Raw genomic sequence first — 26,240 nt, 5'->3', positions numbered from 1 at the left:
TAAAAAGGATGGTCTGCTTCAGCCCGGTCGGCCGCTTGCACGGTGTGGCTTGTGATGTCGGTCATGGGCGACGTCCCCGAATGCTCATGGCCAGCGGATAGCGCAACGACGCAGGCGGCTTCTCTTCCGCACGGAAGTCGCGCAGCATGGCGAGCACCGCTTCGTCGATGGTCGAACTGCCCGTGCCGCGCACCAGTTGCACACGCGTTGCACGACCGTCGGCGTCGAGCCAGAGATCGATGCGAACGTCGTCGAACGCGAGCGTGCGGGTGCGCTGATCGCGACCGAACGCCTGTTGCAACGAGCTGGCGAGCCAGGCGCTGTACGAACGGCTGCCCAGACCACCGCCACCGCCGGTCATGCCGCCGCCGCTGCCTGCGCCAATGCCGAAGGCATCGGTGCCAGCCTGCGCGTCGCCATTGATCGTCACGGCGTCGCCCAGATCCTTGGTCGGGCTGGGCGGCGTGTCGTCCTTGGGCGGCTCGACCGGATCGGCGGGCTTGGGCTCGACGACCTCCGGCTTGACCTTCTCCGGCGTTGGCTCAGGCGGCTTCTCCTGCGGCGGCGGCGGGGGTGGCGGCGGAGGCAGCATGAGCATCGGCGGGCTGTTGACCTCGCGGCGCATGCTGGCCTTGTCGGTGAGCAGGTGCCAGAAGAGCGCCGCCAGACCGATGACCACGACGGCACCGACGATCAGCCCGCCCCGACGCCGCAAAAGCGCGAGCGCCGGGCTGGAAGTCGTCGACTTAACCGAGGGGAGCGGGCCGCGCGGGGGGCGAGACGCGAAATCGCGAGGTTTCACGCTGCGCTCCTTACTGCGGCTTGCCGGTCACGAGGCCGACCTGATTGAGATCGATGCGACGCAACAGGTCGAGCACTTCCACGACCTTGGCGTACTGCACCTGCGCGTCGCCGCGCACGATCACAGGGAAGTCGGGCGTGACTGCCTTTTCCGTGCGCAAGCGATCCTCAAGCTCGTTGAGCGTCACGGGATAGGCATCGAGAAACACCTGCCCCGAGTTGTCGACCGTGATGGCCTTGGTCTTCGGCTTCTCCAGCGCCACCGAAGAGCTCGCCTTCGGCAGATCGACCTTGATGCCGGGAATGCTGGCGTTACTCGTGAGAATGAAGATCACCAGCACCACCAGCAGCACGTCGACGAACGGCGTGATGTTGATGCCACCCGCGCGCTTCTTCGCAGCGAATCGCGTTGCGTTAGCCATGATTCGTCCCCGTCACGCGCGCTGCAGCACGGGTTGACGGCGGCCTTCGCCCTGCTCTTCCGCGAGGCGCGTCGTGAACTCGTCGACGAATACCGCCATGTCGGCCGCCAGCGCGTCCGAGCGCGAGACCAGCCAGTTGTAGCCGAACAGTGCAGGGATAGCGACGCCGAGACCGGCCGCCGTACACAGCAGTGCTGCGGCCATGCCCGGGGCCACCGAGTTGATGTCCACCGCACCGGCCATGGCCGCCACGACGAACACCAGCATGATCCCGATCACGGTACCGAACAGACCCACGTACGGCGCGCCTTCGATCGAGGTCGAGAGCCAGTTCATGCGCTTGCTCATCGTTTCGACTTCACGCACCATCACGCCGTCCATCGACGCGCGAATGGCGCTGATGGTCGCGTCGGAGACAGCGCTCGTGTCGTAGCCGAGCTCGTGGCGGCGGTGCAGTTCGTCGAGCGCAACTTCGTACAGGCGCCACAGCGGCGATTGTTCGCGCACGTCCTCAGGCACGCGGTGGGTGCGCGCGATCTGATCGAGCGGCGCGCCCGACGCCTGGCGAAAGTGCTCCATGAACACGGTGTTGGCGCGCGTCTTTGCGCTGTAGCTGCGGCTCTTCGTGATCATGATGACCCACGACACCAGCGCCATCAGGCCGAGCAAGACGACGACCACCCAGGCGTCGACCGGCATGGCCGCGAGGATGAACGCGAAGTGGCTCTTGCCCGCTTGCTGTTCGTCCGGACCGAAGGCGATCAGACGCGATTCGGCACCTTGCGAGACAGCGTCCGTCTGAATCAGTGCAGCAGGACGCGCCACCTTCGACAGACGCACTTCGTCCACGGCCCCCGAGAAGCGGGCCAGACCACCCGCCACGCCATCGGCGTCGCCACCGATGATCGTCGGCGAATTCAGCGCGGGCAGCGCTGCGGCGACCGAACCGGCCGCGTGACCGGCAACGTACAGCGTCACCGTCTTGCCGTCGCTCGTCACCGCGAGGTGCGACCACTGACCGGCCTGAATCGGCTGGCCCGGCTGGCTACGCTGCCCTCCCACCTGCACGAACGGCACGCCCTGATCGACACCCACGAGCAGATCGCTGCCGCCATCGCGACGCGTGTAAATCCCTTCGTTCGCGCCGAGTTTTTCCGGACGCACCCATGCCGAGAACGAGAAGTTGCTGCCAGCCGCGACGGACAGCGACGGCGACGCAGGCAGTACGAGCGGCGAAGCGCCCGCCTGGATGCCGCGACCGATGATCGCGCCGTCGAGCGTGACGACCGGGTTCTGACTGTTGTTGCCGTAAGCGGTCGTGTCGCGGGCGGGCACGTTCGGCTCGCCGAAGTGATAGACCGCCGTGTAATCCGGGTCGAACACGCGCTGACCGTTACCGGCCGCCGGGGCCTTGCGGTTGCCGTAGTACATCCAGATTTGCTGCTTGTTGGCAGCGGTCACCGCGGGCACGTCCACCCAAACGAGGGCGATGCCCAGCACCGGATCGAATTGCTCGATCTGATGATTGAGCACGGTCTTGTCGTCGGCAGCGACGAAGCGCAGGTCCGCGCCGGTCTCGTTCACGCCTTCGAAGCTGAAGTTACCGGTGTGCAGGCGCAGCAGCATCGGCACACGACCGGCGTCGCCCGTGATGTTGCCGCCTTGCGGGCCGGCGTCGATGGTGATCGGCTTGCGGTACGCCCAATCCGGTTGCCACCAGGCGTGCGCGAGCACCGGCATCAGCGTGCCGATCAGCGCAAGCAGGAATGGAAGAATGCGTCGCATGGCTGTAGTTCTCCGTGTATGCCGCCTGACGCTTCGAGTGAGCGCACCAGGCATCAGGTCGTAAATGTCGTTGGGTTGATTTCGTCGATCAGTAAGTCGCCGTCACGCTGAAGTTGAAGCGCGGTTGGTAGCGTTCGGTACGCGGGCCGTTCGTCAGCGGCCACGCGGCATCGAAGCGGCCCGTCACGTGGGACGTGAGGCGCAGCGACGTGCCCACACCGAGCGACGCCAGCGAATACGTCGAGGTCTGCTCCGGCAGCGCATCGCGCAAGCCCAGACGCGCACCGTCGAAGAACGCGTACGCGCGCCAGTTCGAGACGACCGGGGCGAGCAACGGGATCGGCGGCGTACGCCATTCGATCGAGCCGACCACGCCGTAATCGCCCGTGGCTTCCGCCGAGAGGTAACCGCGCACCGAGTTCATGCCGCCACCGGCGATCTGTTCGTTTGAGACCAGCGGCGAGTCGGTCATCTGCGTGGCCACGCGTGCGGCCAGCTGCCATCCGCCGCCCATCGTGTACGTGCCGTTCGCATCGGCGCGCAGCACCGTGAAGCTCGGCGACGCCTTGTAGCGCTTCGCGTCGAACTGCGCCGGGCTGCTGCCATAGCCGAGGAAGCTCGACATGCCGGTCGTGATCGACGTGTTCAGACCGGCTTGAAAGCTCTCGTTCTGATAGAAACCGCTGTAACCCAGCGTGATGGGGGCGTATTTGAGCGGCACTACGTCGCCCGCAGTACCGAAGCGCGTGGTTTCCGTGTTGTCCTTGAAGTCCACGCCCAGGCTGAACGCGTGATACCAGCTGCCCGTGTCCGGCACCGTGTACGTGGTCTTCAGGCCGATCGCATGGCCCTTGCCGAGTACCGTGGTGCCGCCGGTCGTGGCGACATTGCTGTCCGACTGATAGCCGTTGAGTTCGAGCGACCAGGGCGACGAGCCCAGCGGCGCGACGTACGAACCCGACCAGACCTTGCTCTGCTTGAAATCCTGCGGAGCGCCGAAGAAGCTCATCGACACACGGTGGCCCATTTGCCACAAGTTGTCGTAGCCGAGCGAGGCGAGCATGCGCAGCGGCTTCGTGTCGGCGCTGCGGTCGTTGTTCAGGCTGAAGCTGGCGCGCCACGGGTTGGTGTCTTCCACCTTGAGGTCGACGTCCATCGTGCCGGGCATTGCGCCCTGCTTCACCAGCGGCACGACCTGCTGCTCGCCGGTGCGGTTCAGCGCCGTGAGTTCCGCCTGCGCGGCGTTGAAGTCAGGCACCTTGCCCTCGGCCAGCGACGGCACACGCTCGCGCACTTCGCGCGGCGAGTGATATTCCGAGCCGACCACGCGCAGACGTCCCAGCTTGGTCTCGCTCACCTTGAGATAGACGATGCCGCCCGTGACCTGCTGCTCAGGCAGGTCGACGTACACCGACTGATAGCCCCTGGCCTGATAGGCAGCGAGCAATGCGTCGCGCGCGGCTTCGATGTCGGCAAGCGTGCGGTTAGGCCCGAGATAAGGCGTGACAGCCTTCTCGATGGTGCGGATGTCGAGCACGGTGTTACCGCGCACGATGTACTCGTTGATGTTCACTTGCTTTTGCGCGTCGGCGGATTTCTCCTTCGCGCCGTCTGCTGCCGGTGCGCCTGCCTGCGGCGCTACCGCAGGCGATGGATCCGGCTGTGCTGCTTCGGTTTGCTGAGCAATCGCAACGCCATGAACAGTTCCCCCCAACGTGGCTGCGCACACTGCCGCCCAGCGCAGCCACGGCCGGTTCGTTTTCATCAAACGCATATAGAAGACTCTGACTTGTTAGGTCGACGCGGCCCTGCCCGATGCAGTGCCCCCGGTGGCCTGGCGCTTACCCAAGACGCTTTCCTGACGCCTCAGGGCTCGCCCGGCCGCACGCAATCCGTGTCGACATTTCTCTCGAATACGGATACCTAGACGGGCGAGCCGACCGGCAACTAACGTTTGTCACGAGAAATTCATCTTTCTCGGAAAACGCGCAGGCTGACGTATGCTTGTTCGGTCGGAGTCCTGACGGATGACTAATATTTTTGACGCGGAGACGTGCGATGACGAGGCAGCGCAGTGGCACAGACGTTGGGGGTCAGATGAGAGATCGGATGGGCAAACTCGCCGCGACAGTCGCAGCAACGGTGTTGCTGAGCGCGGCGTCGCAGCTCGCCGCAGCGGCTGATGATGCCCCGCGCGTCGGTGGCACCGCAGCGGGATCTCGGGCGGGCTGCGTGGATGTCGAGGTGAACGGACAGCGTTCGCCGTCCTACGACTGTCTGACGAATCAGTTGCAGCCGGCCTCGGTGCCGGGATCGGGCCGCGCGCCAGGACTGGCGTCGGAAGAAATCGCCAACAAACCGGGCAATCAGATCGGCGGACAGTTCAACTGGAGCGCGACGTCTCAGCGCATGGGAAACAACTTCGGCAACTCGGCCACGCCGCAGCGCCCGAGCGCGCCGCCACCGTCAGCGCCCATCGTGGCGCCCGGCCGCTGAGCCGATGAGCCGCTGCGCAGACACAAAAAAGCGCCACCCGATGTGGGTGGCGCATTGTCGGTGGATGTCGGTGAACGTCAGGCCAGCTCTCGCCGGTGCCGTCCGATCCCGCCGTGATACAGCGCGGGCGACGTCATGCCCAGTTTGTGCGCCATGATGACCAGATCGGCAAACGAGCGGGCTTCCATCTTGCGCATCGCATTTCCGCGATGGATCTTGACCGTGACTTCGCTGATGCCGAGTTCGTCGGCAATGTGCTTGTTCATCCGCCCTGCCGCCACGAGCGCCATGACTTCGCGCTCCCGTTGCGAGAGTCGTTGTGCGCGCTCGATCACGTCGGTGCTCGCCCGCTCACGTCCGAGACGCTGCCGGTCGAGCGCCAGTGCCGCGCCCACGGCGCTCAGCAACACGCCCTCCGGCATCGGCTGGGTCAGGTAATCGACCGCGCCCGCTTTCATGCCGCGCACGCTGGTCGTCACGTCGGCGCGGTCCGTGATGAGCACCACGGGAATCGGGTCCTGCAAGTCGGTGAGGGCGTCCTGAAGCACGAGGCCGCCGCCGGGCGCGTCGAGATCGGCGTCCAGCAAAACACACGCCGGTCCGGCACTGCGCTCGCTGGCGAGAAACGATGCCGCGCTGCTAAACCCGTGCACACGCAGACCGGCGTCGATCAGTTGTCCACTTAGCGAGTCGATCTCCGCCAGGTCGTGGGCCACAACATAGACGGTCGCGATGTCGCTGTCCGGAAGCGCGTTCATGCAGGTCGATGTATTGATTCAGTGAGTCTGAGTATACGTCAGTCATGCGACGTTCAAAACCTCAAAAAAGCACGAACGTGCATGCGGTTTTTCGATTTGATGGCGGGTCGTCTGTGCCAGTGCCCCGCCCGACGCGGGGTTCGGGCGCTAATACGAAAAGACGATAGTGAGGCGACGGGAGTCGGCATACGCTCATGGACCGTCGTTCGTGGCACTTCGGCGGCCTTCCGGGCCGTGCCGGTGGCGTCCACGAGCGGCAGCAAACGTCCGCCGACTTCCCACCGGAGCCTCCCATGTCAAATCCCGACCTCATTCTGGTCAATGGCAAGTTCACCACGCTCGACCGTGCGAACCCGCAGGCGGACGCCGTCGCGCTCACTGGCGGCACGTTCACCGCCGTAGGCACACGCGAGGACATCATGCGTCTGGCCGACAACGCCACGCAGGTGATCGACCTCAAGGGCCGACGTGTGATTCCGGGGCTGATCGATAGCCACATGCATATCATTCGCGGTGGCCTGAACTACAACATGGAGCTTCGCTGGGACGGTGTGCGTTCGCTCGCGGACGCCATGCGCATGCTCAAGGCGCAGGTCGAGCGCACGCCCGCGCCGCAATGGGTGCGCGTCGTCGGTGGCTTCACCGAACATCAGTTCGCAGAGAAGCGCTTGCCGACCATCGACGAGCTCAACGCCGTCGCGCCCGACACGCCGGTGTTCATCCTGCATTTGTACGACCGCGCGATCCTGAACGCTGCGGCGCTGCGCACCGTCGGCTACACGAAGGACACGCCGAATCCGCCGGGTGGCGAAATCGTGCGTGACGCGTCGGGCAATCCGACCGGCCTGCTGCTCGCCAAGCCGAACGCCACCATTCTTTACGCGACGCTCGCCAAGGGGCCGAAGCTTCCGCCGGAGTACCAAAAGAACTCGACGCGCCATTTCATGCGCGAGGTGAACCGGCTTGGCGTGACAGGCGTTATCGACGCAGGCGGCGGCTTCCAGAATTACCCCGAGGACTACAGCATCATCGAAGAACTGCACCGCGAAGGGCAGTTGACGGTGCGCCTCGCGTACAACCTGTTCACGCAGAAGCCGAAGGCCGAGCTCGCCGACTTCAGCCAGTGGGTCAAGCAGGTCAGCCCGGGGCAAGGCGACGATCTTTATCGTCACAATGGCGCTGGCGAAATGCTCGTGTACACGGCAGCCGACTTCGAGGACTTTCGCGTCGAACGGCCGGAAATGGCACCGTCGATGGAAAGCGATCTCGAACCGGTGGTGCGATTGCTCGCGGAGAACCGCTGGCCGTGGCGTCTGCACGCCACGTACGACGAGACGATCTCGCGCGCACTCGACGTCTACGAGAAGGTCGCGAAGGACATCCCGTTCGACGGCTTGCATTGGTTCTTCGATCACGCCGAGACGATCAGCGACCGCAACATCGACCGCATTGCGGCACTCGGCGGCGGCATTGCCGTACAGCACCGCATGGCGTATCAGGGCGAGTACTTCGTGGAGCGCTACGGTGCGAAGGCTGCCGAGGCGACACCGCCGGTGCGTCGCATGCTCGAGCGCGGCGTGAAGGTCGGGGCGGGTACGGACGCGACGCGCGTCGCGTCGTACAACCCGTGGGTCTCGCTGTACTGGCTTGTGACGGGCAAGACCGTTGGCGGGCTGCGCATGGCGGCGCCGGGCAGTCTGCTCGACCGCGACGAAGCGCTGCGTCTGTGGACGGAAGCGAACACATGGTTCTCGTCCGAAGTCGGCAAGAAGGGGCAGATCAAGGTCGGGCAGCTCGCCGATCTGGCCGTACTCTCGGAGGACTACTTCAGCGTGCCGGAAGACGAGATTCAGGACATCACGTCGGTACTCACGATGCTGGGCGGCAAGGTCGTTTATGGTGACGGCGACTTCGGTAGCTATGCACCGGCACTACCGCCGGCGATGCCCGACTGGTCGCCCGCGCGACACGGCGTGGGGTATCAGCCGCGACAGCCTAATGTGCTTAACTTGAGCGTGAGTTGCGCGTGTGCGACGTCGTGCGGCGTGCACGGTCATGCGCACGCGAAAGCTTGGTCGTCGAACGTGCCCGCGTCGGATGAGAGCGGGTTCTGGGGCGCGCTCGGCTGTTCGTGCTGGGCGTTCTGATTTCGCTTCTTTCGCCTACTGTCCTCTACTGCCCGCTACTGTCCGCTTTTGTCCTCCACTCACTGTTGAGGTCCGTCATGACTACGATGCTGCCGTCGTCCGATCCTTCCTCGTCAATGGCACGCGAGACGTCTTTGCTGCCGGGCTGGGCTTACTGGCTTGCGCTGTTGCTGCTGTGCAGCGCCTATCTGCAAGGCGGCATCGACAAGGCACTGGACTTCTCCGGCGCCATCGCCGAGATGCAGCACTTCGGGCTGTCCCCGGCGGCGCCGATGGCGGTTGCAGTCATCGTGCTGGAAATCGGCGCGTCGCTGATGATCCTGACGGGCAAGGGGCGATGGCTGGGTGCGTTGGCGCTGGCGGCATTTACGCTGGCCGCCACGTTCCTGGCCAATCGCTTCTGGTCCGCCCCGCCGGACGCCCGCACGATGCTCGCCAATAGTTTCTTCGAACACCTCGGACTCGTCGGCGGCTTTATTGCCGTGGCGTGGTACGACCTCAGAACGCGCGCCGCGCGGAGTCAATCATGAAGCTCTATCTCGTTTCGCTTGCCGTGGGCATTCTCGTCGGCATTATCTACGGCGGTCTGGGCGTTCGTTCACCGGCACCGCCCGCGGTGGCGCTCATCGGCCTGCTCGGCATGCTGATCGGCGAGCAGGTCGTACCGCCGGTCAAGCGTCTGCTCGCAGGCGAGCCGGTCAACCTCGTGTGGTTCCATCGCGAATGCGTGCCGAAGATCACGGGGCTGCCGGGGCCGGTGGCGAAGACGGCCAAGGAAGGCTCCGCGTCCGATACACCACCGCCGGTCTAAGTCGCGGTGTCACAGCCCGCGATTTACCGCCTGCCGTTTAAAGGCCCACGTCGTGCTTGCGCAGAAGCTCGGCGACGCGAGGTTTGTCGGCATCGGGGATCCTTTCCATCCCGACGTACTTCCAGAACTCCTCTGCCGCCGCAAGCCCTTCACTGCCGTCCTCCAACAGGCAAGCCAATGCGTCGGCACGGCGATTCGCGGGCAGGATGTCGAGGCTGAGCACTAACGCGTCCATCACTCGCTGCTTCCGGCTGCCTTTGAAGAACCGGTCACTCACATCGCCCAGGAATTGCGACCACGCTTCGGACTGACTGCCTGCCTGCGCTGCCGCCCCCCACTTTCCGATCAGCGCGGGATTTCGCTTTAAGGGCTCACGAAAGAATGCGAAGTCGGCCGCAGGCTCCGACGCTCCGAATGGCGAGAGATGTCTGGCAGACAGGATCGGCAGTCTTCGATGTGCGCCGCCAGGGTGAGCCTGTGTCGCCGCTGCCGCCCTGGCGATGTGGCAGCTCCCGGCGTGTCGGAGGTGGACCGTTCGGATATCCACAGAAAACCGGTCGCGCGGATTCGACAGGAGCGGCGGCGTGGGCTGCGAGGTCATCGGCTGCAAGGGCGTCGACGCGGCATGACCCATCATCGCTTGAAAGAGTGTCATGTTCGATCTCCATCGGTGAATGAAGACCGCATCCTGACAGCGCCTTGTCGACGAACTTTGCGATAGCAACGCTCAGCTACCAGTTCAGGGAAAGTGCCTGACGAAGTGTCACTTACCGTTATCCGCCCATCGCCATGCGGGACGCTCGAGCGCGTGCTGGCCGAGAATCGTCGTCGCCGAGAAGGACTTCTCCAGGCGGATCGAATTGCATTCGGGGTCCTCTTCCAGCGCCGCCGCCAGACGCGGCGAGTGCGACACGACCCACACCTGACTGCGCTGCGATGCGCGACGGATCAGACGTCCCAACGCGGGCATGAGGTCGGGGTGCAGACTCGCCTCAGGTTCGTTCAGCACCATCAGTTCAGGCGGACGCGGCGTGAGCAAAGCGGCGCTCAACAGCAAAAACCGCAGCGTCCCGTCGGACAGTTCTGCGGCGCTCAACGGTCGCAGCAAACCGTGCTGATTGAACTCCAGCATTAGCCCGCCACGGCCCGTGCCGTCGATCGTGACGCTCGCGCCGGGGAATGCGTCCGCCACCGTCTGCGCCAGCGCCTCGTGGTCGCCGATCTCGCGAATCGTCTGCCATGCGGCGGCGAGATCCCGGCCGTCGTGATGCAGCGCCATCGTGCGCGTACCGATCTGGGGCCACCGAGCGGGAGCATCTGCGTCGGTGCGGAAGTGATCGTAGAAGCGCCAGTTGCGAATGCGCTCACGTACTGTGAACACCTCGGGGCAAGTGTTGTCGTTGGCAATGTGAGAAAAGAGGCTCTCGAAGCGAGGCAGACTGCTGGTGAGGATGTCCCACTCGCGCCCCGCCTTGCGTCGCACCACACTCCCCTGTCGGTCCACGAGCGCAGTGGCCGGACGTAGAAACTCACCGGCCCAGATGCTCTCATGCTTGAACTCCGGATCGGCACTGAACATGGAAACGCCGCCAGCGCCGCCCATCCCCATGCAGATGGCATAGCCGAAGGTGTCGCTGCTGAAGCCCAGACGCAGGCGCTCCCGCTTCTGACGCGGGCCGCCCTGAATCGGCACTTCGCCACGACGCATGCGCGCACTGATGGTCTCCGGCCCTGCCCATAGCACGGAGCCGAGTCCGCCCTCGCGGGCGATGGGGCCGATGATGCCGTCGCTAGCCGTGCCGGCCAGCAAGCGCAGCGCGCGATAAAGATTGGACTTCCCGCTGCCATTCGCCCCGCTGATGACGTTGAGCCGGGTGAGCGGCATCACGAGCGACTGGATGGAGCGGTAGTTGTCGATAGCGAGGGCGGTAAGCATGGCAAGCGGGAGAACGTGGGCAAATGCAGCGAAAGAGTACGGGAAGCAAGGACGGTGAAGTTCGCAGATTATCCCTTCGAGCACGTCGCGCGGCTGCCGTTCCCTGAATCCGGCGCGCACAGCTTTCGCGGGCGGCCCGCGGCTCAGGAGACGCACAGCCGGGACGCACAGCCGCGCCCACATGACATAAACTCACCGTTTCGACCTCTCACTGCGACACCTCGCCTGCCCCGATGTCAGACGTTACCCCTGAACCGAAAGACAGCTCCGGCGTTGCCGTCATCGACCGCGCCTGCGCCATTCTGTTCGCGTTCAAACCCGACGACAGCGCCCTCACGCTGGCCGAACTGGCTGCCCGCACCGGTCTCTACAAGAGCACGCTACTGCGTCTGGCGGGCGCGCTCATCCAGCACCGCATGCTCATGCGGCTCGACGACGGCCGCTATCAGCTCGGCCCGGCCACGTTCATGCTCGGCGCGCTGTATCAGCGCAGCCTGAACCTCGGCGACATTCTGCTGCCGCTGATGCGCGAATTGGCCGATGTGAGCGGCGAGAGTGTGTCGTTCTACGTGAGGGACGACGCCGTGCGTGTGTGTCTGCACCGCGTCGATTCAACACATGCCGTGCGATTCCACGTGCGCGAGGGCGATGTGCTGCCGCTCGAACACGGCTCGGGGGATTGGCGTTGCTGGCCTTCGGCGGCGAGAAGGGCGACGTCTACGACCGCATTCGCGAGGTGGGTTACAGCGTTTCGATGGGCGATCGCGAGCGCGATACGGCGGGGGTGTCGATGCCGGTGTTCGGTGTGCGTCAGACGCTGCGCGGCGTAGTGACGCTGGCCGGGCCCAGCTCGCGCATCGACCGCGCGTTCATCGACCGGCACCTGACGGATCTGTTTTCCTGCGCCGCGCGCGCCACCGACGGACTCGGCGGTGACTCACGGGCGCTGCGTGCTGCGTGGAAACGACGAGAGGGCTGAAACGCTCAGGCGAGTCATCGCTCTCGCGAGGTTCTGTCATACATCAAGCTCGATTTCGTACTTGTCGAAGAGATCCTTCACGTACGTCCTGCCCGTAAGCGGAATTTTTTCGAAAATCTCATCGCAAAATCCGCGCAGTGCGATGACACCTACGCCGTCGGTAGCGACGCTGCCGCCCTTCTCGTCGACCTTGTAATTGAGCAGCGCTTCAACGGCATCGACCCGGGCAGTATCCGGGATGAAGTCGAACGACTGAACCATCGCGTCGACGACCGTTTGACGCCTGGGCCTGGACGCAGTCCCCATCAGGTCTTCGACGAATACACCTAACGCGCCGTCGCGCGAAACGATCGCCTGCTGAAATCGCGCAAGGAACGTCGCATCCGCCTTCAAACTTGCGGCAAGCGCCCGCGGGCCGAATTTTTCGTTCAGCGCGTCGGCAACCTGCCAGAAGCGAACGATCTCAGTGCACGCCAGAGCCTCCGGCGTGAGCATCTGGCTCACAGTTCTCAGATCACTTCCGACGGCGTGGGCCACCTTAGCCCTGCCGTCAGTCCCTTGACTCTCAGTCAGCGCCTGGGTCGTAGTACCGGAATTCACACCCGTCAGACTCACTTCCATGATGGTTCTCCATCAAAGCTGGGGAGTTCATTCTGGTACGGGGAGTACGTCGACACTTTCGAAACGAACGACACGCTTTCGTTTCTCGCACCCTCTTGGGAAGAAGATGGGGTGCGCGATTGGGATTCATCAGCGTGTCCGTCTCTGCAGGATCAGCGTCGGTACAGCACTCAGGGCAGTTCGCGTTCGGGGTGACCGGTATAGCGATACGGCAACTGACGCGGCAACGGGCCTTTGTTGCGCTCGCCGCGTCCGCGCTGCTCCCACGCGTGCGACAGAATGCCCACGGCACGCGACAACACGAACACCCCTCGCGCCAGCTCCGGCGCAAACCCCAGTTCGGCGTAGATCACGGCCGTAATGCCGTCGATGTTCATCGGCACCGGCTTTTGCTTGCGTGCCTTCAGATGCGCCTCAATCCCGCGTGCGATGGCCGCGTAATGGCCGTCGATCACCCCTTGCGCTACGGCATCGTCGACGATGGCGAGCAATCGCGTCGCACGCGGATCGACCGGATGGAAGCGATGACCGAAACCCGGAAGGTACTTCCCGTGGGCTTCGTTGAACGCAGCGATGCCCTCAGCCACCGCGTCGGCGAGATCGGGGACTTCGGCGGTCGAATCCGCCAGCCGCTGCGCGATGTCCTGATACAGCTCGACGGCCTGCTGTCCAGCGCCGCCATGCACGTCGTCCAGCGCATTGATGGCCGAGGCCATCGCGCCGTTGAGCGGCAATCCGCAGCTCGTCGCGATGCGCGAGATCGCAATCGACGGTGCGTGCGGTCCGTGATCCACCGACGCGACGAGCGCCGCCTCCAGCAATCGTGCCTGCGCATCGGTAGGCAACTCGCCGCGCAGCATCAGCCAGATCATCTGCGGAAAGCTCACATGGCCGATCAGCGCCTGAATCGGATAGCCACGCACGTTGATCGATCCCGGGTGGATATCGATGATCGACGTGCTCCAGTAATCGGCGCACAGCGCCGCAGCATCGAGTGTCGGGTTCATGGTCAGATCACGCCGTCGGCGCGCAGTTGGTCGATGGAGGCCGGGTCATAGCCCAGATCGCTCAGCAGGCTCAGCGTATCCGCGCCGAGCGACGGTGCGGGTGCGCCTGGCGCGGCATCGCCGCCCGAGAGACGGAAGCCCGCGCGCGTCACGCGCTGCGGCTGCGCTTCGCCCGGCACATCCAGTTCGCGCACGAATTCGCGCGAAGCGAGATGCGGATGTGCGAGAACGTCCGGCACCGAGAGAACTCGCCCGGCCGGAACACCGCTCGCAACGAATTTCGTCTCCCAGTTAGCCGCGCTGTCGTGTGCGAGCGCCGCTTCGATTTCCGCTTTGAGGGCGTGGCGATTCTGCTTGCGCGTGTCGCGTTGCGCAAAGCGTGGATCAACGGCGATGTCCGGGCGGCCGATCAACGCGCACAGACTCACGAACTGACGCGTCTCGTTCGCCGCAATGTTAAGCAGACCGTCGCCGGTGCGGAACGTGCCGGACGGCGCGGCGGTGAAGTTCTCGTTGCCCATCGGCGCAGGTGCGACACCCGCGTTGAGGTAGTTCGAGACGACCCAGCCCATCGTCGCGAGCGTGGCTTCGAGCATCGAGACGTCGAGCATGCGGCCCTGACCTGTCGTGCGCGCATCGAGCAGCGCCGCACAGATGGCGAACGCGGCCGTCAGACCGCCGACGGTGTCGGACACCGGATAGCCGACGCGCAACGGCGCGCTCTGCGCGTCGCCTGTCACGCTCATCACGCCCGAAATCCCCTGAATGATCTGATCGTAGGCAGGACGCGACGACAACTCGCCGTCCGCGCCGAAGCCCGAGATTGCGCAGTAGACGAGACGCGGATTGATTTCGCGCAGCACGTCGAAATCCAGACCGAGACGCGTCATCACGCCCGGACGGAAGTTCTCGACGAGCACGTCGCTCGACGCCACCAGCGCTTTCAGGATGGCCTTGCCGCGTGGATCTTTCAGGTTCAGCGTGAGCGAGCGCTTGCCCGCGTTCACCGCCACGAACGACGCGCCCATCTGACGTGCAGCCGCCGCTTTGTCTGCCCCGAGTCGACGAGCCAGATCGCCCCCTTCGGGGTTTTCGACCTTGGTCACGTCCGCCCCCATGAGCGCCAGTTGATATGCGCAGAATGGTCCCGCGAGGACGTTGGAGAGATCGAGGACTTTCACCCCGGCTAGCGGCAATGCCATTGTTGGCCCCCAGGAATGCGTGTTTCAGTTGAAGCGAGATGCATCGGATCAGTGCACATCAATGCGAGATTTCGTCCAGCGTGCGCTGGTTGGTACGCGGCCCGAACAGGCCGATGGACGCCATCACCATGACCATCGCAAACGTGATCAGCGCGAACACACCGGTCACGTCGAAATGACGCAGGGCAAAGGCAATCATGAAACCGGAGAACATGGCCGACAGACGCGACATCGAGTACACGAAGCCGACGGCCCGGGCACGAATGCGCGTGGGGAACAGCTCGGTCTGATAGGCGTGATAGCCCACCGACAGCAGCGTGCCGCACAGCGTGATCGCCACGCCGAGAATCATCAACATGGCGGGCGACGTCTGCACCGCGAACAGCGAACCGAAGATTGCGATGCCCAGCGCCGAGAGCACGACCAGCGTCTTTCGCTCGATGCGATCGGCAATCGCCATGCCGATGAGCGGACCGAACGGGTTCGAGATCGCAATGACGAACGAGTACATCAGGCTGTGCGTGATCGTGATGCCTTTGGACACGAGCAACGTGGGCACCCACGACGCGAAGCCGTAGAAACCGATCGCCTGAAACAGGTTGAAGACCAGCAACGTGATGGCGCGACGGCGATACGGCTTCTGCCAGATTTCGCGGAACTTCGCCTTGGTCGCCGCAGGCTCCACGCTCAGCACCGGCGGCGGCAATGGGCGGCCGGACTCGCGTTGCACGCGCGCTTCGAGCGCCGAGAGAATCGCTTCGGCCTCGGCCGTGCGGCCTTGCTGCGCGAGCCAGCGCGGGCTCTCCGGCACACGGCGACGGATCGCCCAGACGATCAGCGCGCCCAGCGAACCGATGATGACCACCGTGCGCCAGCCGTCCATCCCGAAAACTTGTTGCGGCACCAGCCACCACGACAGCAATGCCACCGCGGGCACTGCAAGGTACTGAATCAGGTGCATGAAGGCGAAGGCCCGGCCGCGCAGATGCTTCGGCGCGAGTTCGCTCACATACGTATCAATGGTGACCAGCTCGACGCCGACCCCGATCCCCGCAATCAAGCGCCACAGGTTGATCATCGGCGCGGTGGTCTGGAACGCCATGATGAGCGTGGCGATGGAGTACCAGAGCAGCGAGACGGTGAAGATCGTGCGACGGCCGTAGCGGTCGGCCAGCCCCGTCAGAAAGAACGTGCCGATGAACAGCCCCGCGAAGGACGCCGCCACAAACGCGCCGAGGCCCGACACGCCAAAGAACGACGCCGTCGTCGTGGAGTACAACCCGCTCTTGACGAGGCCGGGGCCCACGTACGCGGTGAAGAAGAGATCGTAGAACTCGAACCAGCCGCCCAGCGCGAGCAGCAGGATCAGCATCCAGACGGAGCGTGTGGCGGGCAACCGATCGATGCGCGCGTTGATCTGCCGACTTGCGTCGGACGGCCCTGAGTGGGCGGCGGGCGACTCGTGCACCGCGCCGACAGGCAAACTCGACATCTCAATCCTCCTTTGGATTGCATTGCAGGTCATTCCGCGAAGTTCTGTCAGACAGAATGACGTTCTGTTTTATGAGAAGTCGAAGGGTATGCCTCGGTATAGCGGGCGGGTATCGGGGTTTACGCGGAGATAAAGCGGGTGCGGCGAGCGCTTAAGCCCGCCGCAAGTTCAGACCTGTGGACCTGGCCGATGGCCGCCACGTCCTTACATCTCGTCCACCGCTGTGGTGGCGGTCGGCTGACCGTCCTGGCATTCGAGCGAGAATCGATTGCGCGTATCGACGTAAAAGCTCGCGCCGAAGCGGCCGACTGGGAAGTAGTTTTGCAGACGCACACGCCACGCCTGCGTGTCGATCAGTTCGTCGCGCGCGTGCATGCGTTCAACGCGTCCGATGAAGATGTGGCGGCTCGGTGTCTCGAGTGTTTCCCATAGCGTGCATTCGAACGCGACCGGGGCTTCGGCGATGCGCGGTGGGGCGACGAGGCTGCTCGCCACGGGGGTGAGCCCCGCATGTACGAGTTCACTTTGTGTCGGCGGCAAACGCTCGCCGCACGCGTGCATGCGCGCGGCCATCGCTTCGTCCGTCAGGTGCACGACATATTCGCGCGTGCGCAGAATATTCGTTGCGGTGTCCTTGAGAGAATCGTCGTCGCGCCGGTTGATCGAGAGCATGACGATCGGCGGCTCTTCTCCCAGCATGTTGAACATCGAAAACGGCGCGGCATTGACGACGCCGCCTTCGTTGAGCGTCGTGACGAGCGCAATGGGCCGCGGCACGATCAGGCTGGCCATCAACTTGTAGCGTTGATAGGCCGTAATTTCCCGGAAGTCGATTTCCATGCGATGGTCTCAGGCGCGCTGGCGAGTGGTGGATTTGGTGGATTTGGTTGATTTCGTCGATTTGGCGGACGGTGTGGCGGCGTCGCGCGGCGCAGCGCCGGTTTCCGGCAAGCCGAGCAGCGAGGCGAGACTCTTCTGTCCGCGCATTCGGGTGGTCTCGATGCGTCGCTCCAGTTCCTCCAGATGCGATTGCATACGGTCGATGGCACCTGCGGCATCGCGTCGCTCGATGCACGCCACGATGGCCGTGTGTTCGTCGTGCTCGCACGGCGCGTAGCCCGGCGGTTCGTACAACCCCACGATGAGCGAGCAGCGCGAGATCAACTCACCCAGATAGCGCAGGAGCACTGCATTGCCTGCGAGCGCCGCCACGCGCAGATGGAAGTCACTCGCCAGCCGTGCCCACGACGGCTGATCGAAGCGGTGCATGGCCGCATGCTCGGCATCGAGTTGCCGACGCAGCATGGCCAGATCCTCATCGGTCACCTTTGCCACCGCCAACTCGACGAGTGCGCGCTCCAGCGCGCGTCGCGCTTCGAAGATCTCGCGCGTCTCTTCCGGCGTTGGCTCGGCGATCACCGCCCCCTTGTTGGGACGCAGCGTAACGATGCCGTCATGCGCCAGACGTTCCAGCACTCTGCGCACGACCGCCCGTCCCACGTCGAAGAGCTGACAAAGCTCGGGCTCGGGGAGCTTGGTGCCGGGCGTCAGGCGGTGCGCAAGCACGCCATCGACGATGGTCCGGTAGATGTGCGTCTCGACGCGCGTCTCGGCGCTCTGCTCGAGCGCATCGTCGTCCGGCGATGAGTCCAGGGAGTGGAGCGAGAGCGGCCGGGATCCGGCGAGCCCGGTCGCTGCGGTGTCTGTGGCAGCACTGGCAGGATGGCGGCGCGCACGCGGCGCAGGCTTGTTGGCAGGCATAGCAGTTGAAGGCAGTAAGGTCGACGTCGGAAAATCTGTGCAATCCGTGCAATCGGGACAGTAAGGCTTGAGCGTCATGATGCCCTCACCCCATCACGGCATCGGGCCGCGTCAGACTAACAGAGGCGACGTGTGCGGCGATATCGCCCGGGCGCGTGAGCCATATCTCACCGCGCTGTGCCGCTTGCACGATCGGTGTGAGCACGCGACGCAGGTGCCGCAACCGGTAGGGCTGCCCGACGAGATACGGATGCAACGCGATCCCCATGACCAGCGGCTGAGCGCGAGTCGGGTGTTCCGCCTGCGCGTACATCTCGTCGAAGTTGTCGGCAATCATGTCGGCGAATGCCACGCCGTCCATCTGACGACCGACGATCATCGGAATGTCGTTGACCTCCTGAGGATAGGGCACCGACCAGAGCGTTCCATGGGCGGTTCGCATGCGCACCGGACGGTCGTCGTGGCACCAGTTCAAGGTATAGCGGTAGCCGGTACGAGCGAGCAAATCCGGCGTGTGATGCGTCTCCGAGATCCACGGCGAGAGCCATCCCGTGGGAGCACATCCCGTCGCCTGCGTCAGACGCGACCGGCAGTGCATGAGTAGATCGTGCTCGTGCGCGGGCTCGAAGTCGCTCTGACGTTGCGCGTTCGTGTGGCCGTGTCCGATCAGCTCGTCGCCGCGAGCGACACAGGCGTGCACGAGCGCAGGGCAATGATCGAGCAGCGACGTATTGAGCACGACACCTGCGGGCATCGACAGATCGTCGAACAAGTCCAGGCAACGCCAGGCGCCGACCCGATTGCCGTATTCGCGCCAGCTGAAATTGAGCACGTCCGGCTGCGGCGAGACGGGGCCGAGATTTGCGCCCATTCCCTCCCCGAAGGCGAAGTGCTCCAGATTGAAACCCAGATAGACGGCCAGGCGCGCGCCATTGGGCCATCGATACGTATCGCGCGCCGTGATCGGCAGATAGTCGAAGCGGTCGTGAGAACGCAATGCGCCGAAGCGCGTGTCGTCGTTCGCCAGATCGTCACGTTCCGGAAGCGTCAGAGCAGAAGTCATCGGTATGTCGTCATTACGGTACGGCTTCGCAGGCTCAGCGACCAAAGCCGTTCATTCATCGTCGAATCGTTCGTTATTCGAATCGCTTGTCCGGCATCGGGCAACCACACGGCCGGACATGCACCCGCGTCATGAGCCGTCTTGAAACATCCGCGCACTGCTGCAGTGCGCGCGCGTTCCGAGTTGGCGCAAAACGCGTCGTCAACGAACACCACACAGAATCGTTCGCAATTTCAATGCCAGATCGTCAACACATTGCCGCGCATATCGTGCAAGGCGATTGCCACGAAATGTCGACGTGGTGGCACGCCTCTTGCGTACGGCGGAAACATTGTGAGGCGTGCCCGATGCCAGAGCGCTCCTCGTCTTCGAATCGCTTCAGATGTGTCTTATGTGTTCTTACGGAGATTGCTCATGTCTGCCTCTGCACGTCGCCACACCCCCTGCTCCGCCCTCACCACTCTCACCGGGTGCCCGGCATCGCTTGCCGCCCCCGCCCGCCGCCGTTGGCTGCGCACCGGCGCGCTCGCCCTGGCGGCCGCGGGTATGACCTTTGCCAGCGTTTCGGGTTACGCAGCGGAAACGATCAAGATCGGTCTCGTCACCGCCCTCTCAGGCCAGTCGGCGCGAGCGGGTGACGCGTTGACGCGTGGCATGACCATCGCCATCGACGAGATCAACGCGAGCGGCGGCGTACTCGGCGGTCGCAAACTCGAACTGGTGCGTCGCGATGACGAGGGCAACCCGGCCAAGGGCGTGCTCGCCGCGCGCGAACTCATTTACAAGGACAAGGTGGCGGTGCTCTTCGGTGGGCTGGATACGCCGGTCTCGATGGCCATCGTCCCGATCGCCAACCAGGAAAAGGTGCCGTTCATGGGACCGTGGGCGGCAGGCACGCCGATTACCCGCAACGGTGCGAATCCTAACTACGTGTTCCGCGTCTCGGCGGTCGACGAGATCGTCGACGGCGCGATGGTGAACTACGCGCAGCAGACCTTCGGTGCGAAGAAGCTCGGCCTCATTCTCGTGAACAACCCGTGGGGTGAATCGAACGAGAAAGGCATCGTCGCAGCGCTCTCGGCAAAGGGCATGAAGCCTGCGGCGGTCGAGAAATTCGAAGCCAACGACGTGGACGTCACACCGCAATTGGGACGCCTGAAGGCTGCCGGTGCAGACACACTGCTCATGGTCGGCAACGTCGGGCCGTCAGCGCAGGTGGTGAAGTCGCTCGACCGTATGGGCTGGAAGGTGCCCATCGTCTCTCACTGGGGTCCGGCAGGCGGACGCTTCACCGAACTCGCCGGTCCCAACGCCAAAACCGTGCACTTCGTGCAGACGTACAGCTTCTTCGGTGCGACGTCGCCGGTGAGTGCGCGGGTGGTGGCTGCGCTCAAGGCGAAGTACCCCGACATCAAGGGGCCGGATGACATCACGCCGGCGGTGGGCGTTGCCAATGCCTACGACGCGATGCGTCTCACGGCGCTCGCCATCGACCGCGCTGGCTCGACCAACGGCGATGCGATCCGCGCAGGCTTCTACAAGATCGACCGTTACGAGGGCCTCATCAAGACCTACGTCAAGCCGTTCAGCGAGCAGCAGCACGACGCGCTCTCTGCGCAAGACTACGTGTGGGCGCAATTCATCGACAACCGCATCGTGCCGGTGACCGCAGCGGGAGCAAAGGTCGCGGCGAAGTAATTCTTAAGTAATGCCTGCGTCGTCGTAGACACGACGGCGTCAACGAACGGGCGCTGCCGCGGCAGCGTCCCGGAGGACATCTCATGCAATGGATCTCGGCGCTCGTCGCCGGCCTGGGGCTCGGCAGTATGTACGGTCTCATGGCGCTAGGCTTTCATCTGACTTTCGCGGTGAGCGCGACGGTCAACTTCGCGCAGGGCAGCTCAATGATGCTCGGCGCCGTACTGGCGTACACCTTTTCGCAGACGCTCGGCTGGCCGATGCCGCTCGCCGTCGCTGCTGCGCTCGCGCTGTGCGCCATCTACGGTCTGGTGGTCGAGCGGCTTGCGGTGCAGCCGTTCGTGCGGCGCGGCTCGAGCGCTTGGCTCATGGCGACGGTGGCGCTCGGCATCGTGCTCGATAACCTCGTCATGCTGACGTTCGGCACGGAGCCGCGCAGCCTGCCCTCGCCGCTCGCGCAAAGCGCGTTGCAGATCGGCGGCGCCGGGCTTGGCGTGTATCCGTTGCAACTGTTGATCCCGGTCGTCGGTCTCGCGCTCGCCGGTGTGCTGCATTACGTATTGCGACGCTCGCGCTGGGGTATCGCCATGCTGGCCGTTGTACAGAACCGGGATGCGGCGCGCCTCATGGGGATTCCGATCCGGCGCACCATCGCCGGGGCCTTCGCTGTGTCGACACTGCTCGCCGGGATTGCAGGCGTACTCATTGCGCCGCTGTTCAACGTTCAGGCGGACATGGGCACGGTCTTCGGTCTCAAGGCCTTCGCTGTCGCGATTCTGGGTGGATTGTCCAGCGCGTGGGGCGTGATGATTGCCGGTCTGCTGTTCGGCGTTGCCGAGGCGATGATCACGGCGACGCTCGGATCCGGCTATACACAAATCATCACGTTCGGTCTGGTCATCGTGTTGCTGGCAATGCGTCCGGACGGCATGTTCGGTCGAGCGGAGGTACGTAAGGTATGAGCGATTCCGTGTTGAAAATGGCATCGAATGCCGACAGCGCCCGCGCAACGACAAAGTCACCGCGTTCGCGCGACGATCTGGCATTGGGCGGCGTAATCGCCGTCGCGCTCCTGTCGATGGCCGGTGCGGCGTGTGTGGTGAACGGCTATTTCGTGGTGGTGATCGCGGGCGTGGCGCTGCTGGCCATCTGCGGCGTGGGCCTGAACCTTTTGCTGGGTTTGACCGGACAGGTGTCGTTCGGCCATGTCGGCTTCTATGCGATTGGCGCCTACGCCGTGGCGATTCTGACGACACAGGCGGGCTGGCCGTTCTGGCCAGCGTGGCTGGCGGGTGGCGTCATCGCGGCACTCACCGGCGCCTTGCTGGCGTTACCGGCGCTGCGCGTGCGCGGGCCCGGACTCGCGATGGTGACGATTGCGTTCGGGTTCATCGTCGAGCATGGCGCAGTGGAATGGCGCACATTGACCGGCGGCCAGAACGGACTGATGGGCGTGACGCCGCCGGGCGCATTCGGCATAGCGGGCAGCGAACGGGTGGTGGCCGTGGCCGCGCTGGCGGTGCTGGCGGTCGCACTCGTCGTCTACGTTCGCATTTCACGTGGCACCTGGGGCGCTGCCATGCGCGCGGTGCGCGACAGCGAGACGGCGGCCGCATCGATCGGTGTCGACCCACTGGTTGTGAAGGCAGTGGCGTTTGCGTTTTCTGCCGCGCTCGCCGGACTTGCGGGCGGACTCTTTGCACCGTTGCAAGGCATGGTCACACCGGGCATGTTTTCGTTTCTGCAATCGATTCTCTTCGTGCTCGTCGTGATGATCGGCGGGGCGGGCACGATTGCAGGACCGCTCGTCGGGGCCGTGATCGTAGGCTTGCTGCCGGAGTTTCTGGCGAGTCTGGAGAACATGCGTCTGTTGTGCTTCGGCGTATTGCTGCTGGTCGTGCTTTGGGGCGCACCCAATGGCGTCATTGGGGTGCTCGGGCAATGGTGGATGTCGCGCAGACGTGTCGTGTCGGACAGCACGGACCTCGCGGCGACATCGACGCTGGCTCTGCCGGTGCTTGAAGCATCGCAACGAAAGGAACTGATGGCGCAGGGGCTGACGATGACCTTTGGCGGCGTCAAGGCCGTCGCCGATCTTTCGTTCACATTGCCTGCGGGGCGGGTGACCAGCCTGATCGGGCCCAACGGCGCGGGCAAGTCGACCGTCCTCAATATGCTTTCCGGCTTTTACCGGCCGCTGTCCGGCACGCGTGCGCTGGGTGGTCACGCACTGGCGGCGCGCGGCGCTTGCGACAGCGCGCGGCGTGGGGTGGCGCGCACGTATCAGACGTCGCAACTGTTCGGCGGCATGAGCGTGCTCGATAACGTCACGCTCGCACGCAGTGCCGGACGTCTCGGCGCACTGCTCGGCAGCGCCCGGATGCGCGGCGAGACACCGCGCCGGGAGGCCCTGACGTTGCTGCGTGCGTGCGGCTATCTGGGGGATGTCGATCTGATGGCCGCCGATCTCGCGCACGTCGACCGGCGTCTGGTCGAAATCGCGCGGGCCTTGGCGACACATCCGTCTGTGCTGCTGCTCGATGAGCCTGCGGCCGGGCTCTCGACGCAGGACAAGGCGCAGTTGGGCAAGCTGTTGCGTCGCATTGCCGACAGCGGCGTCACCGTTGGACTCGTGGAGCACGATATGTCGCTGGTGATGGGCGTATCGGACGGCATTGTCGTGATTGACGCGGGGCGCTTCCTTGCACAGGGCTCACCCGCCGCGATTCGTCATGACGAGCGGGTGCGTGAGGCCTATCTGGGGGCGTCGGTCCCGGACACAACCGACACAACCGACACAACCGACGCTGCCACGGCCCCGGCCCAGGCAGCGCGCGAAAAGGCAGTGACACCGGAAATCCTCGGGGTCGGCAAGTTAACGGCGGATTACGGTGCGGCGCCGGTGTTGCACGACGTGTCGATTCAGGTGCGCGAAGGTGAACTCGTCGCCCTGCTCGGTGCCAACGGCGCAGGCAAGTCGACGCTGATGCGCGCACTCGCGGGGCTGCACCGTCCGGTCAAGGGCGGCATCACCTTCAATGGACGTGATCTGTCACGTCTGGATGCCGCGCAGATCGCGGCGCTGGGCGTGGTGCTCGTGCCTGAGGGGCGTCAGGTGTTCCCGGAGTTGTCGGTCCTCGACAACCTGCGTCTCGGCGCTTTCCCGTGCGGACGTTTGCCGAAAGCCACGCTCGACGCACGCATCGCACAGATGTTTGCTCGCTACCCGCGACTGCAAGAGCGCCAGCATCAACGCGCGGGCCTGCTCTCCGGTGGCGAGCAGCAAATGCTGGCGATTGCGCGTGCGCTAATGTCGTCGCCGCGCGTCTTGTTGCTCGACGAGCCTTCGCTCGGTCTGGCCCCGAAGGTGATTGCGTCGTTGTTTGCGTCGCTCGATGCGCTGCGCCGCGAATCGCTCTCGATGTTGCTCGTCGATCAGATGGCGGCCATGGCACTGTCGATTGCCGACCGTGGCTATGTGCTCGAAGAGGGACGTGTGACGGTCAGCGCAGCGGCGAGTGAACTGGCAGATGACGCGCGTCTCGCGGCAGCGTATCTCGGGGGAGAGCATGGCGCAGGGGCGGCAGCATGATGCGTGACATGACGGTTTGCGCGTCGCCCGGTGCCGCGAGTGGGCGTCGTGGACTGGTGACCAGCCCGCACACGCTTGCGAGTGCTGCAGGCCGCGACGTGTTGCAACAAGGCGGAAACGCCATCGAAGCGGGCATCGCCATGGCCGCGATGCTGTGCGTGACGATGCCTCACTTCACCGGCCTCGGCGGCGACGGTTTCTGGCTTGTCGCCGACGGTGCGTCCGAGGGCGGCACTGCGCCGCTTGCCATCTCCGGCATTGGGCAAGCGGCACAGCATCTGCCGTCACGATGTCTCGGTGGCGAGGCAATTCCCGTGCGCGGGCCGTGCGCCGCATTGACCTCAGCGGCTACGGTTGCAGCATGGGAAGCGGCGTTCCGCATCAGCCGTGACACGTGGGGCGGGCAATTGTCGTGGGCATCGTTGCTCGCACCGGCGATCGCGGCCGCCGACGCGGGATTCCCGACGAGTCGCTCTCAGGACTTCTGGTACAACTATCGCGCCGACGAGATGCACGACGCGTCGACGTGGCGAGGCTTCGGACAGGCGTTTCTGCCCGGCGGTCGCGCCCCGGCCGTCGGCGAGACATTTCGCCAACCGGCGCTGGCAGCGACATTGCGTCGGCTGGCTGACGGCGGCCCGCGCGAATTCTATGAGGGCGAGCTGGCGGAGCGCATGGCGCGCGGTTTGCAGGCGGCAGGCGCACCGCTCACGCGCGACGATCTTGCCGCCACGCGTGTGCATGTGTCGCCTGCGCTGACGATGCCGTATGCAGACGGCGTGCTCGCGACGATGCCACCGCCCACGCAGGGCGTCACGACGCTCCAGATCATGGGCATTCTCGAACGCGTCGGTCTGAAAGACTGCGAGCATGGCAGCGCGACGTATTACCACCGGCTGGTCGAAGCCGTGAAACAGGCGTTCCTCGATCGCGACCGTTACGTCGCGGATCCGGCGTTCGTCGACGTTCCCGTCGCGGCCATGCTGTCGGACGACCATCTTCGGTCCGCTGCCTCGAGAATCGACGATCGTACGGCGCTCGAATGGCCGCATCGGTTTCGCGAGGGCGACACGGTGTATTTCGCCGCGACCGACGCGGCAGGACGGGCCGTGAGCGTTCTGCAAACCATCTATTTCGACTGGGGAAGCGGTGTCGTGGCGGGCGATACCGGCGTGCTTTGGCACAACCGGGGCGCAGCGTTTCGTCCCATTGGGAGCGCGCATCCGAATGCGCTCATGCCGGGCAAGCGACCGTTTCACACGCTCAATCCGGGCATGTATCTGAAAGACGGACGCGCACGGTTGTTGTACGGCACTCAGGGAGCCGACGGACAACCGCAAACGCTTAGCGCATTGCTGACCCGACTGATCGACTTCGGGATGTCCCCGCAAGAGGCGCTATCTCATCCGCGCTTTCTGCTCGGACGTACGTTCTCCGACAGTCGGGACAATCTCAAACTCGAGCGCGATGCCGGGCAAGCGGTATTCGACAGCCTCAGCGAGCGCGGACATTCAGTGGCGCCCTTACCTGCCCACAGCCCGCTGGCCGGACAGGCAGGCGTCATTGCGATTGCGCAGGACGGTGTTGCGACGGGCGCACATGACCCTCGCAGCGATGGCGCGGCGTTGGCGGTTTAGGTGACATCGGGTTCGTTGGGAACTTCCGGGTG

General features: G+C 64.6%; 24 protein-coding genes. 10 read left to right on the top strand and 14 right to left on the bottom strand.

Annotated elements, in window-relative coordinates; all coding sequences use genetic code 11:
- Positions 1 to 61: 61 nt before the first annotated feature.
- The 4 genes from NA29_RS05145 to NA29_RS05130 all read right to left on the bottom strand — a co-directional run bounded on the left by NA29_RS05145 (position 62) and on the right by NA29_RS05130 (position 4,782).
- The gene (locus tag NA29_RS05145) at positions 62 to 802 is read right to left on the bottom strand and encodes an energy transducer TonB family protein (RefSeq protein WP_072633205.1); all 741 of its coding nucleotides are present in this window, start codon (positions 800 to 802) and stop codon (positions 62 to 64) included.
- Positions 803 to 812: 10 nt separating this feature from the next.
- Positions 813 to 1,223, bottom strand: a complete 411-nt coding sequence (locus NA29_RS05140) for an ExbD/TolR family protein (protein WP_039396424.1) — start codon at positions 1,221 to 1,223, stop codon at positions 813 to 815.
- A 12-nt stretch (positions 1,224 to 1,235) separates the two neighbouring features.
- Positions 1,236 to 3,008, bottom strand: a complete 1,773-nt coding sequence (locus tag NA29_RS05135) for a DUF2341 domain-containing protein (protein ID WP_039396421.1) — start codon at positions 3,006 to 3,008, stop codon at positions 1,236 to 1,238.
- Positions 3,009 to 3,096: 88 nt separating this feature from the next.
- The gene (locus NA29_RS05130; RefSeq protein WP_039396419.1) at positions 3,097 to 4,782 is read right to left on the bottom strand and encodes a ShlB/FhaC/HecB family hemolysin secretion/activation protein; all 1,686 of its coding nucleotides are present in this window, start codon (positions 4,780 to 4,782) and stop codon (positions 3,097 to 3,099) included.
- Between the two features lie 335 nt (positions 4,783 to 5,117).
- Here NA29_RS05130 and NA29_RS05125 point away from each other — a divergent pair, with 335 nt between their 5' ends.
- A complete protein-coding gene (locus NA29_RS05125) occupies positions 5,118 to 5,504 on the top strand; it encodes a hypothetical protein (protein ID WP_095178411.1) in 387 nt (128 codons plus the stop codon).
- A gap of 77 nt (positions 5,505 to 5,581) precedes the next feature.
- Here NA29_RS05125 and NA29_RS05120 read toward each other — a convergent pair whose 3' ends face one another.
- A complete protein-coding gene (locus tag NA29_RS05120) occupies positions 5,582 to 6,262 on the bottom strand; it encodes a response regulator transcription factor (protein ID WP_052252537.1) in 681 nt (226 codons plus the stop codon).
- Between the two features lie 293 nt (positions 6,263 to 6,555).
- Between NA29_RS05120 and NA29_RS05115 the strand changes: the two genes are divergently transcribed.
- From NA29_RS05115 to NA29_RS05105, 3 genes are all read left to right on the top strand, one after another.
- The gene (locus NA29_RS05115) at positions 6,556 to 8,409 is read left to right on the top strand and encodes an amidohydrolase (protein WP_039402408.1); all 1,854 of its coding nucleotides are present in this window, start codon (positions 6,556 to 6,558) and stop codon (positions 8,407 to 8,409) included.
- A gap of 116 nt (positions 8,410 to 8,525) precedes the next feature.
- Positions 8,526 to 8,939 carry a DoxX family protein gene (locus tag NA29_RS05110; RefSeq protein ID WP_052252536.1) on the top strand — a complete coding sequence of 138 codons (414 nt, stop codon included), beginning with the start codon at positions 8,526 to 8,528 and terminating at the stop codon, positions 8,937 to 8,939.
- Positions 8,936 to 9,220 (top strand): XapX domain-containing protein, encoded by a 285-nt coding sequence (locus NA29_RS05105; protein ID WP_039396413.1) that lies wholly within the window; start codon positions 8,936 to 8,938, stop codon positions 9,218 to 9,220. Before NA29_RS05110 ends, NA29_RS05105 begins: the two co-directional genes overlap by 4 nt.
- Positions 9,221 to 9,257: 37 nt before the next feature.
- On the opposite strand, the gene NA29_RS05100 is transcribed toward NA29_RS05105, so the two are convergent.
- Together NA29_RS05100 and NA29_RS05095 are read right to left on the bottom strand one after the other, a co-directional pair.
- Positions 9,258 to 9,875, bottom strand: coding sequence for a hypothetical protein (locus NA29_RS05100; RefSeq protein WP_039396410.1), 618 nt, complete (start codon positions 9,873 to 9,875; stop codon positions 9,258 to 9,260).
- A 108-nt stretch (positions 9,876 to 9,983) separates the two neighbouring features.
- The gene (locus NA29_RS05095; protein ID WP_039402406.1) at positions 9,984 to 11,156 is read right to left on the bottom strand and encodes an AAA family ATPase; all 1,173 of its coding nucleotides are present in this window, start codon (positions 11,154 to 11,156) and stop codon (positions 9,984 to 9,986) included.
- A gap of 233 nt (positions 11,157 to 11,389) precedes the next feature.
- On the opposite strand from NA29_RS05095, the gene NA29_RS05090 reads away from it, so the two are divergent.
- Positions 11,390 to 11,986: an IclR family transcriptional regulator gene (locus NA29_RS05090; protein WP_257125717.1), complete on the top strand. Its 597-nt coding sequence runs from the start codon at positions 11,390 to 11,392 to the stop codon at positions 11,984 to 11,986.
- Positions 11,911 to 12,135 (top strand): IclR family transcriptional regulator, encoded by a 225-nt coding sequence (locus NA29_RS26220; protein WP_257125716.1) that lies wholly within the window; start codon positions 11,911 to 11,913, stop codon positions 12,133 to 12,135. Before NA29_RS05090 ends, NA29_RS26220 begins: the two co-directional genes overlap by 76 nt.
- 36 nt (positions 12,136 to 12,171) lie before the next feature.
- On the opposite strand, the gene NA29_RS05085 is transcribed toward NA29_RS26220, so the two are convergent.
- The 7 genes from NA29_RS05085 to NA29_RS05055 form a co-directional block, all read right to left on the bottom strand.
- Positions 12,172 to 12,756 carry a hypothetical protein gene (locus NA29_RS05085; protein WP_039396402.1) on the bottom strand — a complete coding sequence of 195 codons (585 nt, stop codon included), beginning with the start codon at positions 12,754 to 12,756 and terminating at the stop codon, positions 12,172 to 12,174.
- A 170-nt stretch (positions 12,757 to 12,926) separates the two neighbouring features.
- Positions 12,927 to 13,763, bottom strand: coding sequence for a citryl-CoA lyase (locus NA29_RS05080; RefSeq protein ID WP_174555899.1), 837 nt, complete (start codon positions 13,761 to 13,763; stop codon positions 12,927 to 12,929).
- A gap of 2 nt (positions 13,764 to 13,765) precedes the next feature.
- Complete coding sequence (locus NA29_RS05075; protein ID WP_039396396.1) at positions 13,766 to 14,965, bottom strand: CaiB/BaiF CoA transferase family protein; 1,200 nt, start codon at positions 14,963 to 14,965, stop codon at positions 13,766 to 13,768.
- 58 nt (positions 14,966 to 15,023) lie between these two features.
- Entirely contained in the window at positions 15,024 to 16,457 is a 1,434-nt protein-coding gene (locus tag NA29_RS05070) for an MFS transporter (protein ID WP_039396394.1), read from the bottom strand.
- Between the two features lie 204 nt (positions 16,458 to 16,661).
- Positions 16,662 to 17,297: a flavin reductase family protein gene (locus NA29_RS05065; protein WP_039396391.1), complete on the bottom strand. Its 636-nt coding sequence runs from the start codon at positions 17,295 to 17,297 to the stop codon at positions 16,662 to 16,664.
- Between the two features lie 9 nt (positions 17,298 to 17,306).
- Complete coding sequence (locus NA29_RS05060; RefSeq protein WP_174555898.1) at positions 17,307 to 18,218, bottom strand: GntR family transcriptional regulator; 912 nt, start codon at positions 18,216 to 18,218, stop codon at positions 17,307 to 17,309.
- A gap of 85 nt (positions 18,219 to 18,303) precedes the next feature.
- On the bottom strand, positions 18,304 to 19,281 hold the full coding sequence (locus NA29_RS05055; protein ID WP_052252535.1) for a polysaccharide deacetylase family protein: 978 nt from the start codon (positions 19,279 to 19,281) through the stop codon (positions 18,304 to 18,306).
- 546 nt (positions 19,282 to 19,827) lie between these two features.
- Between NA29_RS05055 and NA29_RS05050 the strand changes: the two genes are divergently transcribed.
- The 4 genes from NA29_RS05050 to NA29_RS05035 all read left to right on the top strand — a co-directional run bounded on the left by NA29_RS05050 (position 19,828) and on the right by NA29_RS05035 (position 26,208).
- Positions 19,828 to 20,979, top strand: a complete 1,152-nt coding sequence (locus NA29_RS05050; RefSeq protein WP_052253196.1) for an ABC transporter substrate-binding protein — start codon at positions 19,828 to 19,830, stop codon at positions 20,977 to 20,979.
- A gap of 83 nt (positions 20,980 to 21,062) precedes the next feature.
- Positions 21,063 to 21,941 (top strand): branched-chain amino acid ABC transporter permease, encoded by an 879-nt coding sequence (locus tag NA29_RS05045; RefSeq protein ID WP_039396387.1) that lies wholly within the window; start codon positions 21,063 to 21,065, stop codon positions 21,939 to 21,941.
- Entirely contained in the window at positions 21,938 to 24,571 is a 2,634-nt protein-coding gene (locus tag NA29_RS05040) for a branched-chain amino acid ABC transporter ATP-binding protein/permease (protein ID WP_084103459.1), read from the top strand. The genes NA29_RS05045 and NA29_RS05040 overlap by 4 nt, the downstream gene beginning before the upstream one ends.
- A complete protein-coding gene (locus NA29_RS05035) occupies positions 24,568 to 26,208 on the top strand; it encodes a gamma-glutamyltransferase family protein (RefSeq protein ID WP_039396384.1) in 1,641 nt (546 codons plus the stop codon). Before NA29_RS05040 ends, NA29_RS05035 begins: the two co-directional genes overlap by 4 nt.
- Positions 26,209 to 26,240: the final 32 nt, after the last annotated feature.

The organism is Pandoraea sputorum (genome assembly GCF_000814845.2).
In the GTDB taxonomy this organism is placed as follows: Bacteria; Pseudomonadota; Gammaproteobacteria; order Burkholderiales; family Burkholderiaceae; genus Pandoraea; species Pandoraea sputorum.
This window is presented reverse-complemented; position numbering and strand designations above follow the sequence as displayed.

What these genes read in the sequence shown, in the direction of transcription:
- NA29_RS05140 (WP_039396424.1), bottom strand. Translation starts at nt 1,223, where the DNA reads ATGGCTAACGCAACGCGATTCGCTGCGAAGAAGCGCGCGGGTGGCATC.
- NA29_RS05135 (WP_039396421.1), bottom strand. Translation starts at nt 3,008, where the DNA reads ATGCGACGCATTCTTCCATTCCTGCTTGCGCTGATCGGCACGCTGATG.
- NA29_RS05130 (WP_039396419.1), bottom strand. Translation starts at nt 4,782, where the DNA reads ATGCGTTTGATGAAAACGAACCGGCCGTGGCTGCGCTGGGCGGCAGTG.
- NA29_RS05125 (WP_095178411.1), top strand. Translation starts at nt 5,118, where the DNA reads ATGGGCAAACTCGCCGCGACAGTCGCAGCAACGGTGTTGCTGAGCGCG.
- NA29_RS05120 (WP_052252537.1), bottom strand. Translation starts at nt 6,262, where the DNA reads ATGAACGCGCTTCCGGACAGCGACATCGCGACCGTCTATGTTGTGGCC.
- NA29_RS05115 (WP_039402408.1), top strand. Translation starts at nt 6,556, where the DNA reads ATGTCAAATCCCGACCTCATTCTGGTCAATGGCAAGTTCACCACGCTC.
- NA29_RS05110 (WP_052252536.1), top strand. Translation starts at nt 8,526, where the DNA reads ATGGCACGCGAGACGTCTTTGCTGCCGGGCTGGGCTTACTGGCTTGCG.
- NA29_RS05105 (WP_039396413.1), top strand. Translation starts at nt 8,936, where the DNA reads ATGAAGCTCTATCTCGTTTCGCTTGCCGTGGGCATTCTCGTCGGCATT.
- NA29_RS05100 (WP_039396410.1), bottom strand. Translation starts at nt 9,875, where the DNA reads ATGACACTCTTTCAAGCGATGATGGGTCATGCCGCGTCGACGCCCTTG.
- NA29_RS05095 (WP_039402406.1), bottom strand. Translation starts at nt 11,156, where the DNA reads ATGCTTACCGCCCTCGCTATCGACAACTACCGCTCCATCCAGTCGCTC.
- NA29_RS05090 (WP_257125717.1), top strand. Translation starts at nt 11,390, where the DNA reads ATGTCAGACGTTACCCCTGAACCGAAAGACAGCTCCGGCGTTGCCGTC.
- NA29_RS26220 (WP_257125716.1), top strand. Translation starts at nt 11,911, where the DNA reads ATGGGCGATCGCGAGCGCGATACGGCGGGGGTGTCGATGCCGGTGTTC.
- NA29_RS05085 (WP_039396402.1), bottom strand. Translation starts at nt 12,756, where the DNA reads ATGGAAGTGAGTCTGACGGGTGTGAATTCCGGTACTACGACCCAGGCG.
- NA29_RS05080 (WP_174555899.1), bottom strand. Translation starts at nt 13,763, where the DNA reads ATGAACCCGACACTCGATGCTGCGGCGCTGTGCGCCGATTACTGGAGC.
- NA29_RS05075 (WP_039396396.1), bottom strand. Translation starts at nt 14,965, where the DNA reads ATGGCATTGCCGCTAGCCGGGGTGAAAGTCCTCGATCTCTCCAACGTC.
- NA29_RS05070 (WP_039396394.1), bottom strand. Translation starts at nt 16,457, where the DNA reads ATGTCGAGTTTGCCTGTCGGCGCGGTGCACGAGTCGCCCGCCGCCCAC.
- NA29_RS05065 (WP_039396391.1), bottom strand. Translation starts at nt 17,297, where the DNA reads ATGGAAATCGACTTCCGGGAAATTACGGCCTATCAACGCTACAAGTTG.
- NA29_RS05060 (WP_174555898.1), bottom strand. Translation starts at nt 18,218, where the DNA reads ATGCCTGCCAACAAGCCTGCGCCGCGTGCGCGCCGCCATCCTGCCAGT.
- NA29_RS05055 (WP_052252535.1), bottom strand. Translation starts at nt 19,281, where the DNA reads ATGACTTCTGCTCTGACGCTTCCGGAACGTGACGATCTGGCGAACGAC.
- NA29_RS05050 (WP_052253196.1), top strand. Translation starts at nt 19,828, where the DNA reads ATGACCTTTGCCAGCGTTTCGGGTTACGCAGCGGAAACGATCAAGATC.
- NA29_RS05045 (WP_039396387.1), top strand. Translation starts at nt 21,063, where the DNA reads ATGCAATGGATCTCGGCGCTCGTCGCCGGCCTGGGGCTCGGCAGTATG.
- NA29_RS05040 (WP_084103459.1), top strand. Translation starts at nt 21,938, where the DNA reads ATGAGCGATTCCGTGTTGAAAATGGCATCGAATGCCGACAGCGCCCGC.
- NA29_RS05035 (WP_039396384.1), top strand. Translation starts at nt 24,568, where the DNA reads ATGATGCGTGACATGACGGTTTGCGCGTCGCCCGGTGCCGCGAGTGGG.